Genomic DNA, 12,049 nt, shown 5'->3' with positions numbered 1-12,049 from the left:
CTCAGGGGTACGCGGAACGTACTTCCAGGGGTACGCGGACTGTACCCCATAGGAACAACTGAGGAACAACGGAGGAAAAGACTATGAGGATTAAGGGGAACCAAGGCGAGCACCTCACGTGTGCAGACCCCTCCTATCGGCAGATGGAGGGGGAAGCATGACCACACCGGATCTCACCGCGATTCGACTCTCGATCCTCGAGAAGGAGAATCGAGATCTTCGCGCGGAGGTCGATCTCTGGCGCAATCGCGCGAAGAAGAAAGAGGATCTGCTCTCGAAGTATCAGCGGTCGGGGATGCGCCGTGCCGATTGAGGTAGCGGGCTGATGCGCGTCTGCAGTACCTCGGGATGCGCGACTCTCGTGCCCACGTCGGGTCACTGCCCTGCGCACCGCAAGGAGAAGGAAAAGGCGCGCGGCACCTCCGCAGAGCGGGGCTACGGGGCGGCTCACGTCGCCCTCCGCGCCGAGTGGGCTCCGATCGTCGCGCTCGGCATGACCCCCTGCTCCCGCTGCGGTCGCGTGATCGCCGCGGGTGAGCCGTGGGCACTTGATCACGACGACGATGACCGCACTCGATATCGCGGACCGTCGTGCGTCCGCTGCAACAACAGCGCTGGCGGCAAGGCGTCACACCGATGAGCGACCCGCTCGAGGAGATGACCGTCGACCGTGACCGGTGGCGCTCGCTCGCCCGCGGACACGAATCCCGACTCCAAGCCGAGAGAGCCGCGCGCAGCGACATCCTCTCGGAGCTCGCAACACACGTCGTCACCGCACTCCGCGGCGCCGGCTACGTCCAGATCAACCCGACCGGACTCCCGGTCGCAACGGAAGAGACCACCAATGACTGAACCCAGCAAGGGCATCGAGGCCGGCCGGCGCATGTTCGCCGAGCGCAACGGACGCTCCGGCTTCCACGCCGATCCCAGCCCCACTCACGAGCCCTACGAGAAGCGACCTCCGGGGACTGTCGAGTCGGGACGCGCCCTGTACGAGCAGAAGCACCCCAAGCCGCAGACGGGAGAGCGCGCATGACCGCAGCGAAGAGCAAGCCGACCAGCGTCCGCGACGTCGCCTACTCGCTCATCCCCGGCTGGGACATCCGCAACGGCATCATGCGGCAGCTCGGAGTAAGCGTGCTGCTCCCCGCAGGATCTCCGGCGCGAGCGACCTTGACCCGGCCCGCCGCCGTCGCCACGGTCGAGCAGAAGATCGAAGCGCTCCTCCTCGCGGGCAAGCCCGTGCCCGACGACATCGCGGCGCCGATCATCGAAGCCGACCGGATCGATGCTCTAGCGGTCGCCCGGATGCACGCACTCAACTCCGTGGCCTCGAACTACTCCGACACTCGCGGGCTCCTCAACGAGTACACGACCGAAGCGGCGTTCGCGTACCTCGCCGGAGAGCTGGCCACCCTCGCCGACAAGGTGCGAGCAGAGGCGAACAACCTCGCGGGAATCACCAGCCCGGCAACCGCCATCCTCGGCAACAGCGAGGCCATCACGTCCTGGCAGACCGTCACCGCTCTCGAACCCCGCTACCGCGAAATCCGCCAGGTTCAGACAGAGCTGATGGACGCCGCGTTCGATCAGAGCAGCACCACCCTCAGCACCGACCAGATCGCCCACTCAGCCCACTTCCGGCGATCCGCCGACGTCGTCCCCCACTGGATCGAACGACGCCGCGAGGCCGCGCGAGAGATCCCGACGAGCAGCCGCCCGAACCTTCTCGAGTATCGGGAATGGCTCGTCAGCGGTACGGCCTCACCAGTGTTCGACAAAGACATCGACAGCACCTACCGCCTCGTGCTCGCGTGCACCGACCTCGAGCCCTGGGTGCCGACGTTCGAAGAGTTCGACCAGGAGCGAGCCGCGGCCGAGTACATCACCGGCGCCCCAACCCCGAACACCATCGAGCACAAGACGCAGGCCCGTGACGCCTACCTGACAGGCGGACCCGCACCCGAAGCCGAGCCGTTCCGCATCATGCCCTCCGACCTCAACCGACGGAGCGAAGCGCACGCACGCGCACGCATGCGCAGCGGCTACCGACCCTGACCCCACACCCGAAAGGACACCAGCAATGACACCCACACAGCACCGAACAGCAGCCGAGAAGCTCTTCACCCAGATCGACGCGCTCAACCACACCCACCCCGACGACAGCACTTACGAGATCGCGACAGCGCACGCCATCCTCGCGAACACAGCAGGCACTGGCGACGACTACGACAAGGCGGGCGAGCTCATCGAGCAGGCCGAACAGATCGCCGCACGCATCACCACCAGCGCCATCCGCTTCGCCAAGCAGGCGCAGGTGCGAGCCCACCTCGCGACCCGCTAGGCGCCCGATGGTCGCGCGCTTCCACCCCGGAGCGGGGAGTCCTCAGGTGCCCTAGCGATCGCACCGCCGGGGTGGGAGCTCGGGGGTGCGAAGGGTTCAAAAAATCCGGAGGACCCCCTGCCCCCACTTCCTCGAGCCTCTCGAGGCGGTTGCCCACCGGGGCGTGCGCCCTTCTCTCCCCACAGAAATCTGTAGGCCCTCGCCATCCAGGCGGGGGCCGTTTCATTCACGAAAGGAACCACTCATGCCCTCAACACGCGTCACCAACCTCTGGGTCGGACCGACCCCGCCCCCCGAACTCGGTCCCGGCACCGTCTGGCTGAAGACGATCGGCGACGGCCGCATCACGATCACCGCCCATGAAGACGACATCGCCGAGTGGAGCCGTTGATGGCGCACAATATGACCCTCGTCGGCGAGCTGGAGGCGATGAGCGATGGCACTGCGGCGACTCTGATCGAGAAGGCTGGCACTCGCACACAGGCGGCCGTACGCGCTCAGTTCGTCGAGGCGCTGGCCGAGCACCCGGACGTGACCGCATCGGCTGGTCTCGCAGCCGCGGAGGCTGCGGTCGGCGCGGTCGAGAACGAACTGAATGCCTCACCGAGGCTTCCGCGACTCGGAAAGTCGGGCCGGTACCTGGCGCGCGTGATGAACGCGGCGAAGACGAAGCTGATCCTCGCTGTCGGGCAGGACGCGGTCCTCTACGTCTTCGGCGCGCTGAACGTCCTCGGCGAGCTCACCCGCCGCAGGACGTCCAAGTCCTGGCTGCGCACCTGGTCCATCGGGAACCGGGTCGTGTTCGGCATCCGAAAGGATTTGCGCATCTTCGGCATCCCCGACGACGCGATGCTCGCCTACATCGCCTCTCATCTCGGACCGATCAGCACGCCGATCCCGCAGGCTCCCGCGCCGTCGCTCGAGGGCCTCGCGTGGTATGACTTCGGGCATTCCTGGGCGACTGGTACGGGTGGGCAGTCCAACGGGACGGTCATCGCCGCGAACGCGATGATCGGGACCGTCTCGGGCGGCTACTCGGCACGCTGGTTCGACCGGGTCCAGCGGCGAATGGGGCTCGCGGTCGTCGCGCAGAAGGGCGTCGCCGGCCGGACGATCGGCGACATCTCAAACCTGCTGATCCAGCCGGCATCGAGCGCGGCGACGACGACGAACAAGTGGGCGTGGCAGACGTACTCGAAGGGCGTCGCTTCGGTCGTGTGCACGGTCAACGACTTGACCCTCTTTCAGGGGTCGGCGGCGTCCAAGCGCGGCTACCTGTACGCCTGGCGTGCCACGCTGGCGGCGCTCACCGCCCGCTCCCTCGGCGCGTCCACGCTCGCGCAGTGGGTGTACTCGGCGGGCTGGACGAAGGAGCTCGCTGCGGGCACCGCGACCTCGACGGCGGGCGCGACTCCCGGGTCGACGTCGGGCTCGAGGTGGACGACGACGACGGCCAACGCCTTCGCGGAGTTCAGCTACGTGGATATCGGTGGCACCGCGCTCGGGAACGGCGTGGACGTGTTTCTCGTCGCTCGAGCGGCGGGCGCGGGAGTCGCGACGATCGCGGTCGACGGGACCACCGTCGGCACGCTCGACCTGACGCAGCCGACTGCGCAGGACTGCATCGCCGTGTTCTCCATCCGCGGCCGCAGCGCCGGCACTCACACTGTCCGCGTCACGCACACGTCGGGCGCGTCGCTCACGGTGGACTCCTACCGAATCCCGCACCCGGAGCCGATCACCGTCCTCGTCCTCGGTGAGCCGCCCGTCGCCCCCGCCACGACTGACTACCCGGGGTACCTCGCGGATCTCGCCTCGTGGAAGGGCGAGCTCGCGGCGATCTGCGCGACGTTCCCGACCGTGCAGTTCCTCGACCTTGCGCCCGGCTGGGACACGGCCACGATGCTCTCCGACGACGGCGGAGACGGCATCACCGGACGCAAGCACCCCTCCGACAAGGGCTCCGCGTTCATCGCCTCCGCCATCGAGTCGAAGCTCAAGGATCTGGCGTTCACGCGCGGCACGAACATCCACCCCGGGTCCGTCACGACCGTCTACACCGCACCCACCGCACCCACCACCCCGACCGGCGGCCACGTCGGCACGGCCACCTCAGGAACCTAGGAGCCCCATGTCCTCCATCGACACGATCCTCACCGGCAACCCCACTGGCGAATACGCCGCCTACCTGCCCACCGTGGACATTCCCGCCCTCGCCACCGGCTACGTCGCCCGCTACCGCGCCGCCGACATCGACGCCCCCATCGGATCGATCGTCACCCCCTGGAACAACGCAGTCACCGGAGGTACCAACCTCACCGGCACCAACGGATTCACCCTCCGAGTCGACGCCGACGGATACAAGTACCTCGAGAGCGACGGCGTCAACGACGCCCTCCTCTACAGCGGCGGCATCGGTACTGCTCTCACCGCGTCCTACGTCCTCGCGATCCCCTCCCTCCCCTCTGGGAAGCGCATCCTCCACGGCTCGACCATCTACACGAACAACGTCGCGGGCTCGCCCCGTCAGGAGCTCGCGGTGAACGCGCAGGGCTACTGGACCGCGAACTCCGGCACCGAGGTCGGCACCGTCCGAGCCACGACCGAACGCACCGTCCTCACCGCCGTCTACGCGCCCGGTGCACCATCCTCGCTCGCCGTCAACGCGAACCCCGAGGACATCGGCGCGAACAACGCCAACTCCGGCGGCGTGAACTTCCTGTTCGCGCTGCAGGGCGGCGTCTACACCCGCATCCGCTGGTACGAGCTCGTGCTCTACACCAGCGCGCTCACCGCACCCGCACGCACCGAGAACCAGGACGCCCTCATGTCCGCCTACGCCATCGCCTGAACGGAGAACCCATCATGCCCGCCTACATCATCGCTCTGACCGACCCCGCCGACGCCGACTACAACGAGTCGACCGTCGCCACCGCCGACACCCCCGAACAGGCCGCCGCCGCAGCCGAGGTCTACGTCCGCGGCTACTCCGGCCGACACGTCACCGCCGTCGACACCGAGCCCGCAGCCGGCTGACACGAACGCCCCCTCGCTACTCCTTCGGGAGCGGCGAGGGGGCGTTTCTGCGTGTGCAGAGCACCAACACCCAGGCCCAAAAATGGTCGCGTCGGGTTCAGACGTTCGAGGGCCTACTTCTGTACTTCGCCCCCGAGCTTGCCCGTGAATTTGTCGAGATCTACCTCGTCACTGATCGCGATCGCCATCCATCGGCTGCCAGTCAATCGAGCAGCATCGCTCTCACCAATCCGAGCCACGTATCGATTCTGGGCGGTCTCGTCATCGAACACGAGGAGCATCGTGGCGTCCTCGCAGAACACGCCATGCGTACCCTCGGAAGTCATCGACTCCGGAACGTCAGTAGCGTCGTCGCACGTGCCGCCCGCATCCGAGTAAGCCTCTTGAAGATCCTGCGGACTGGCATACGTGGTCGATGACGCCGCGCACCCTGTCAGCAGTAGCACGACCAGAACGACCGGCGCGAACCTCTTCACCCTTGACCCCCAAGCTGTTTCTCGGAGCATAGCGATGACGGACTGGCGTGTCAGTGGTCCCCGCGACGATCACCGACATGGCGCACCACTGGACCCCGATGAGCATGGTCTCCCGCTCCGTCACCCCCGGCGAGTGGCGGATGGGCGACAAGCGCGAGGAGCTCGGCTGGATCAGACTCGTCGACTACCAGGGCGTGCCGACGTTCGTGTGTGTCACGCGCGACGAGCTCGTCGTCGGTGGCGGGGACAGCCTCTCCGATGCCGCGCGAGCGTTCCTCGCGTGGCGCCGTAGCTAGCGCTCGACCGGCAGGGCGACGACGCTGTCCTGCATGACCGATCACCAATCCGGGATGCCGCGACGCCCACGCGGCACCGGGGCCCTCTTCCTCGACGCACGCGGCTACTGGACTGCGACGGTCGAGCTGGTCTCGAGCGACGGCAAGCGGCGCCGAAAAGTCGTACGCAGCAGGGACGAGGCGTTTGCGCGAGCTGCAGTCGCCGCGATGTCTGAGCAGATCGGCTCGGATCGCGAGGCCCGTCGCCTTGCGTTCCTGCGCGAGTCGGTAGCGGCGACCGATCTCCCCTGGACGGTCGAGTCCTGGTCGGCGCATTGGCTTGAGACGATCGCACGCCGGCGCGTGAAGCCGAAAACGTTCGAGGCGTACGAGAGCGCCGTCCGACTCCACATCGTCCCCGCAATCGGCTCGGTCCCGCTCGAGACGCTGTCCCCCTCCCATCTCCGGGCGGTCGAGACGTCCGTACTCGACCTCGGGCGCTCACCGAGCAGTGCCCTCCACACGCACCGAGTCATGGCCGTGTGCTTTGGCGACGCCGTCCGCGAAGAGGTTCTCGAACGAAACCCAGCGGAGCGCATGCACCCGCCCAGGAAGGCGGCGAGCAAGCTTTCAACGTTGACCGCGAACGAGGCGGCATCTGCCTTCCGCGGACTCGTCTCGCGCCCGGACGGAGCGCTGTGGGCGACGCTCCTGTTCACCGGCGCCCGCCGCGGCGAGATCCTCGGGCTCGAGCTCGACCGAGTCGGCGAGAGCCTCGAGCTGTCCTGGCAGCTACAGCGCTTCCCCTGGAAGCACGGTTGTGCCGGCGCAACTGCCTGCCCTTCAGGGTGGCGCGCGGGTGCCTGCCCGCAGCGCCACGTGACTCTGCCTGCCACCTTCGAGCACCGCCACGTCTACGGCTCTCTCTACCTGACTCGGCCCAAGTCCTCGGCGGGCGTGCGATACGTGCCGCTCATCGAGCCGCTGCGATCGGTTCTTCTTCGGCACATCCGAACGAACCCCATTCCTCGGAACGGTCTCGTCTTCGTGAACTCCGTAGGCAACCCCATCGACCCCGACTGGGCATCACGTCGCTGGATCGACCTGCGGAAAGAGCTCGGGATCACGAAGCCCATCCGACTTCACGATCTCAGACACGCAGCCGTCGACATGCTTTACGAAGCGGGCGTTCCAGAAGACCTCATCACGGAGCTGATCGGACACTCGTCGTCGCAGATGACCCGCGGGTACAAGTCGTCGTCCTCGCAGGAGAGGCGTCGAGCCGCGGTCGAGAGCATGGCGGCGCTCTACCGCTAGTCCGCAGCCAGTCCGCAAGAGTCCCGATTATGGCCACTCAGCGACAACCGCGCACCACCACCAGATCCCCGAAATCACGCTGATTCCGACCGTCGCCTACCACCGGCAATCACCGACGGGAAGTTCGAGCTGTACTACGGCGTCTGAGCCGACTCGGCACGATCCACGTCGGATCGCAGAGGGCCGCTCTCCTTCGGGAGGGCGGCCCTCCGTCGTTCCCGGAGCGGCTCAGCGGGTGGTCGACTCGCCGTCGGCCGGACCGTAGAAACGACGCTCGAAGACCGCGCGGGCGCGCCGGGTGACCCCGAGGTAGTCGTCCTCGAGCTGCGTGGCGGAGCCGGCCGGGTACTCGAGGAGTCGGGCGACGCCCTCGAGCTGCATCCTGTCGGTCGGGAGCACGTCGCTCGTCCGGTTCGACCAGAGCGTCATCGCCGAGCGCACCCGGGAGGAGAGCAGCCAGGCGGCGCGGAGCCGCTCGGCGTCGCTCGCCGACAGCAGCTCCGCCTCCTCGGCCACGCGCAGAGCCGTCAGGGTCGACGTCGTGCGCAGCTCCGGGATCGCGTGCGCGTGCTGCAGCTGGAGGAGCTGCACGAGCCACTCGACGTCGCTCAGCGAGCCGCGGCCCAGCTTGAGGTGGCGCTTCGGGTCGGCGCCCTGCGGCAGGCGCTCGTTCTCGACGCGCGCCTTGATCCGCTTCACCTCGCGGATGTCGCGGTCCGAGATCGCGGACGGGTAGCGGATGCCGTCCGCGAGGGCGGCGAAGTCGCGGATCAGCGCCTCGTCGCCGGCGACCCCGCGGGCTCGGAGGAGCGCCTGCGCCTCCCACGTCAGTGACCAGCGCGCGTAGTAGGCGCGGTAGGAGTCGAGCGAGCGCACGAGCAGGCCGTTCTTCCCCTCCGGCCTCAGATCCGCGTCGAGGTCCAAGGGCAGCCGTGAGTCCTCGGTGAGGCGGACGAGTTCTGAGACGAGGAACTGCGCAGAGAGCTGGGCGTCGCGCGGCTCCCCCGTGCCGGGGCGCTGCACGTACACGACGTCGGCGTCCGAGCCGAAGCCGAGCTCCGCTCCCCCGTAGCGGCCCATCCCGATGACGGCGAACTCGAGGTCGGCGCCCGGGCGGTCGGCGCTCGCGCGGCGCACCGACGCCAGCACACCGGTCAGCAGCGCCGAGATGATATCGGTGAGGCTCTGCGCGATCTGCTCGATGGTGCTCAGGCCGAGGACGCCGCCGACGGCCGTCCGCAGGACCTCGCGTCGGCGCATGGCGCGCAAGACGCCCGCGACGGCCTCCGGAGTGTCGTGACGGGCTAGGACCGCGCGGACCTCCTCGGCCAGCTGGGCGGCGCTGCGCGGACGGAGGTCGTCGTCGTCCTCCAGCCAGGCGGCGGACTCCGGGATGCGGTCGAGCAGCTCGCCGACGTAGCGGGAGCCGGACAGCACCGTGGTGAGTCGCTTCGCGGCACCGGAGGAGTCGCGCAGCATGCGCAGGAACCAGGGCGTGCCGCCGAGGGTGTCGCTCAGTCGCCGGAAGGCGAGCAGCCCGTAGTCCGGATCGGCGCCGTCGGCGAACCACTGCAGCATCACCGGGACCAGGTGCCGCTGGATGCTGGCGCGGCGCGAGACTCCGGAGGTCATCGCGGCGATGTGGCCGAGCGCACCGCGGGCGTCGGTGAAGCCGATGGCGGCGAGCCGTGCCTCCGCCTGCCCGGTCGAGAGCTCGGCCCCGCCGTCCGGGAGCGACGCGACGGCCGAGAGCAGCGGGCGGTAGAAGAGGCGCTCGTGCAGGCCCCGGACGCGGTGCTTGATGCCGTTCCAGAGGACGAGGAGCTCCTCGGCGGACCGCGCGAGACCGCTCGAGCGCGCCAGGGTCCGCAGCTCGTGCTCGTCGCGGGGCATGAGATGCGTGCGGCGGAGCCGGCGGAGCTGCAGGCGGTGCTCGAGCAGGCGGAGCGCGCGGTAGTCCTTCGAGAACTCGTCGGCGGCGGAGCGTCCGATGTAGCCGCGGTCGGCGAGTGCGCCGAGTGCGAGGAGCGTGCCGGGCATGTGGATCTCGTCGTCCGTCTGCCCGTGCACGAGCTGCAGGAGCTGGACGGTGAACTCGATGTCGCGCAGGCCGCCGGGGCCGAGCTTGAGCTGGTAGTGCACGTCGTTCTGCGGGATGTGCTCGGTGACGCGCTCGCGCATCCGCTGCACCGATTCGACGAAGTTCTCGCGCGACGCGCTCGACCAGACCTTCGGAGCGACCGCGTCGACGTAGGCCTGACCGAGCCCGACGTCGCCCGCGAGCGGACGGGCTTTCAGCAGGGCCTGGAACTCCCAGCTCTTCGCCCAGCGGTCGTAGTACGTGACGTGCGACTCGAGCGTGCGCACCAGAGCGCCCTGCTTGCCCTCGGGCCGCAGGTTCGGGTCGACCTCCCAGAGCTCGGGCTCGACCGCCAACGCAGAAGCGCCGCGCATGAGGAGGACGGCCAGCCGGGTCGCGATGTCGATCGCCCGCGCGTTCGACAGCTCGTGCTCGGGGTCGCCCTCGGCGACGAAGATGACGTCGACGTCACTGACGTAGTTGAGCTCGTGCGCCCCGGCCTTGCCCATCCCGATGACCGCGAGGCGGGTCGCGGCGACCTCGTCGCGCGTGAAGCGGCCCGGACCGACTCCGGCGACGAGATCGGCCCGGGCCACGGCGAGAGAGGCCTCCAGGGCCGCGCCCGCGAGGTCGGCGAGGGCCCGGGTCACCCGGTCGATCGCGGCGACCGGATCGGCCTGCGACAGGTCGTGCACGGCGATGCGGGTCAGGAGTCGCCGGTAGCGGACGCGGAGCGCGACCCAGCCGGCCTCCTCGCCGACCGCCGCGAAACCGTCGACGGCGCCCACGGACTCGAGGAGGTCGTCGCGGAGCTCGGCACGGCCGGGCAGGGTGAGGACCGGATCGAGGAGGCTCCGCAACTCGTCCGGACGCCGCTGCAGGAAGTCGGCGATGCCCGAGGACGCCCCCGTGACCTTCAGGAGCCGGACGAGGGCGTCGTCGTCGGCGAGGACGGCGTCCATCCGATCGCGGTGGCTGCGAAGGAGATCGATCAGCGCCTGGAGCGCCGCATCCGGGTCCGCGACCGACGCGAACGCCGGAACGACGGAGCCCAGGGACCGCCCGGCGAGCCGCTCCGCCTCCGCGATCCGCGCCCCGGTCTCGCCGAGCTCGGCGAAACCGAGGCGCGCGATGTCACTGAGCGTGCGTTCGCGAGCCATGCGACGAGCGGATCAGAGCATCTCGAGGTTGCTGCGCAGCTCGTACGGAGTGACCTGGGCGCGGTACTCGGCCCAGTCCTTCCGCTTGTTGAGCAGCACGAAGTTGAACACCTGCTCGCCGAGCGTCTCGGCGACCAGCTCCGACTCCTCCATCAGCGAGATGGCGCGGTCGAGGCTCGCCGGCAGCGGGCTGTAGCCGAGGGCGCGGCGCTCGGCGTCGGTGAGCGACCAGACGTTGTCCTCGGCCTCGGCGGGGAGCTCGTAGCCCTCCTCGATGCCCTTGAGTCCCGCGGCCAGCAGCAGCGAGTAGGCGAGGTAGGGGTTGGCGGCCGAGTCGAGAGCGCGGTACTCGATGCGCGAGGACTGGCCCTTGTTCGGCTTGTACAGCGGCACGCGCACGAGAGCGGAGCGGTTGTTGTGGCCCCACGAGACGTAGCTGGGGGCCTCGTCGCCGCCCCAGAGTCGCTTGTAGGAGTTCACGAACTGGTTGGTGACCGCCGTGATCTCGGGGGCGTGCTTGAGCAGTCCCGCGATGAACTGACGCCCCAGCTTCGACAGCTGGTACTGCGCGCCCTGCTCGTAGAACACGTTGACGTCGCCCTCGAAGAGCGAGAGGTGGGTGTGCATGCCCGATCCGGGGTGGCCGGAGAGGGGCTTGGGCATGAAGGTCGCGTAGACGCCCTGCTCGATCGCCACCTCCTTGATGACCGTGCGGAACGTCATGATGTTGTCGGCGGTCGTGAGGGCGTCCGCGTAGCGCAGGTCGATCTCGTTCTGGCCGGGCCCCGCCTCGTGGTGGCTGAACTCGACCGAGATCCCGAGGTCCTCGAGCATCCGCACCGACCGGCGGCGGAAGTCGTGCGCGGTGCCACCGGGGACGTTGTCGAAGTAGCCGGCGGAGTCGACGGGCTCGGGGCCCTCCGCGCCGAAGGTCGACGACTTCAACAGGTAGAACTCGATCTCGGGGTGCGTGTAGAACGTGAACCCTCGCTCGGCGGCCTTGGCGAGCGTCCGCTTCAGCACGTTGCGCGGGTCGGCGACGGCGGGCTGGCCGTCGGGAGTCGTGATGTCGCAGAACATGCGCGCGGTCGGATCGATCTCGCCGCGCCACGGGAGGATCTGGAAGGTCGACGGATCCGGGTGCGCGAGCACGTCGGCCTCGAACGAGCGGGTCAGACCCTCGATGGCCGATCCGTCGAAACCGAGGCCCTCGGCGAACGCCCCCTCGACCTCCGCCGGCGCGATCGCGACCGACTTCAGAGTGCCGACGACGTCCGTGAACCAGAGGCGAACGAATTTGATCCCTCGCTCTTCAATGGTGCGAAGAACGAAGTCCCTTTGCTTGTCCATCGAGGCCCTTC

The 12,049-nt window shown here is 68.7% G+C and carries 14 protein-coding genes; 11 read left to right on the top strand and 3 right to left on the bottom strand.

Going from position 1 to position 12,049, the window contains the following annotated elements; genetic code table 11:
* Positions 1-157 precede the first annotated feature (157 nt).
* From C1I63_RS19830 to C1I63_RS19820, 9 genes are all read left to right on the top strand, one after another.
* On the top strand, positions 158-313 hold the full coding sequence (locus tag C1I63_RS19830; RefSeq protein ID WP_170116390.1) for a hypothetical protein: 156 nt from the start codon (positions 158-160) through the stop codon (positions 311-313).
* Between the two features lie 323 nt (positions 314-636).
* Entirely contained in the window at positions 637-852 is a 216-nt protein-coding gene (locus C1I63_RS13850) for a hypothetical protein (RefSeq protein ID WP_107575152.1), read from the top strand.
* Positions 845-1,036 carry a hypothetical protein gene (locus C1I63_RS13845; protein ID WP_107575151.1) on the top strand — a complete coding sequence of 64 codons (192 nt, stop codon included), beginning with the start codon at positions 845-847 and terminating at the stop codon, positions 1,034-1,036. The genes C1I63_RS13850 and C1I63_RS13845 overlap by 8 nt, the downstream gene beginning before the upstream one ends.
* Positions 1,033-2,058, top strand: a complete 1,026-nt coding sequence (locus C1I63_RS13840) for a hypothetical protein (protein ID WP_107575150.1) — start codon at positions 1,033-1,035, stop codon at positions 2,056-2,058. The genes C1I63_RS13845 and C1I63_RS13840 overlap by 4 nt, the downstream gene beginning before the upstream one ends.
* A gap of 25 nt (positions 2,059-2,083) precedes the next feature.
* A complete protein-coding gene (locus C1I63_RS13835) occupies positions 2,084-2,344 on the top strand; it encodes a hypothetical protein (RefSeq protein WP_107575149.1) in 261 nt (86 codons plus the stop codon).
* Positions 2,345-2,588: 244 nt separating this feature from the next.
* A complete protein-coding gene (locus tag C1I63_RS19825; protein ID WP_170116389.1) occupies positions 2,589-2,735 on the top strand; it encodes a hypothetical protein in 147 nt (48 codons plus the stop codon).
* A complete protein-coding gene (locus C1I63_RS13830; protein WP_146168469.1) occupies positions 2,735-4,468 on the top strand; it encodes an SGNH/GDSL hydrolase family protein in 1,734 nt (577 codons plus the stop codon). The genes C1I63_RS19825 and C1I63_RS13830 overlap by 1 nt, the downstream gene beginning before the upstream one ends.
* Positions 4,469-4,475: 7 nt before the next feature.
* On the top strand, positions 4,476-5,195 hold the full coding sequence (locus C1I63_RS13825) for a hypothetical protein (RefSeq protein WP_107575147.1): 720 nt from the start codon (positions 4,476-4,478) through the stop codon (positions 5,193-5,195).
* A 14-nt stretch (positions 5,196-5,209) separates the two neighbouring features.
* A complete protein-coding gene (locus C1I63_RS19820; protein ID WP_170116388.1) occupies positions 5,210-5,380 on the top strand; it encodes a hypothetical protein in 171 nt (56 codons plus the stop codon).
* 113 nt (positions 5,381-5,493) lie between these two features.
* On the opposite strand, the gene C1I63_RS13820 is transcribed toward C1I63_RS19820, so the two are convergent.
* Entirely contained in the window at positions 5,494-5,856 is a 363-nt protein-coding gene (locus C1I63_RS13820; protein WP_107575146.1) for a hypothetical protein, read from the bottom strand.
* 47 nt (positions 5,857-5,903) lie between these two features.
* Between C1I63_RS13820 and C1I63_RS13815 the strand changes: the two genes are divergently transcribed.
* Both C1I63_RS13815 and C1I63_RS13810 read left to right on the top strand, forming a co-directional pair.
* A complete protein-coding gene (locus tag C1I63_RS13815) occupies positions 5,904-6,152 on the top strand; it encodes a hypothetical protein (RefSeq protein ID WP_146168468.1) in 249 nt (82 codons plus the stop codon).
* A 33-nt stretch (positions 6,153-6,185) separates the two neighbouring features.
* Positions 6,186-7,448 (top strand): tyrosine-type recombinase/integrase, encoded by a 1,263-nt coding sequence (locus C1I63_RS13810; RefSeq protein ID WP_107575144.1) that lies wholly within the window; start codon positions 6,186-6,188, stop codon positions 7,446-7,448.
* A gap of 228 nt (positions 7,449-7,676) precedes the next feature.
* Here C1I63_RS13810 and C1I63_RS13805 read toward each other — a convergent pair whose 3' ends face one another.
* Both C1I63_RS13805 and C1I63_RS13800 read right to left on the bottom strand, forming a co-directional pair.
* Entirely contained in the window at positions 7,677-10,688 is a 3,012-nt protein-coding gene (locus C1I63_RS13805; protein WP_107575143.1) for a bifunctional [glutamine synthetase] adenylyltransferase/[glutamine synthetase]-adenylyl-L-tyrosine phosphorylase, read from the bottom strand.
* 12 nt (positions 10,689-10,700) lie between these two features.
* Complete coding sequence (locus tag C1I63_RS13800; protein ID WP_055792319.1) at positions 10,701-12,038, bottom strand: glutamine synthetase family protein; 1,338 nt, start codon at positions 12,036-12,038, stop codon at positions 10,701-10,703.
* Between the last annotated feature and the right edge of the window lie 11 nt (positions 12,039-12,049).

The organism is Rathayibacter caricis DSM 15933 (assembly GCF_003044275.1).
Lineage (GTDB): Bacteria > Actinomycetota > Actinomycetes > Actinomycetales > Microbacteriaceae > Rathayibacter > Rathayibacter caricis.
The sequence above is the reverse complement of the archived record's forward strand: the minus strand, read 5'-3'. Positions and strand labels throughout refer to the sequence as shown.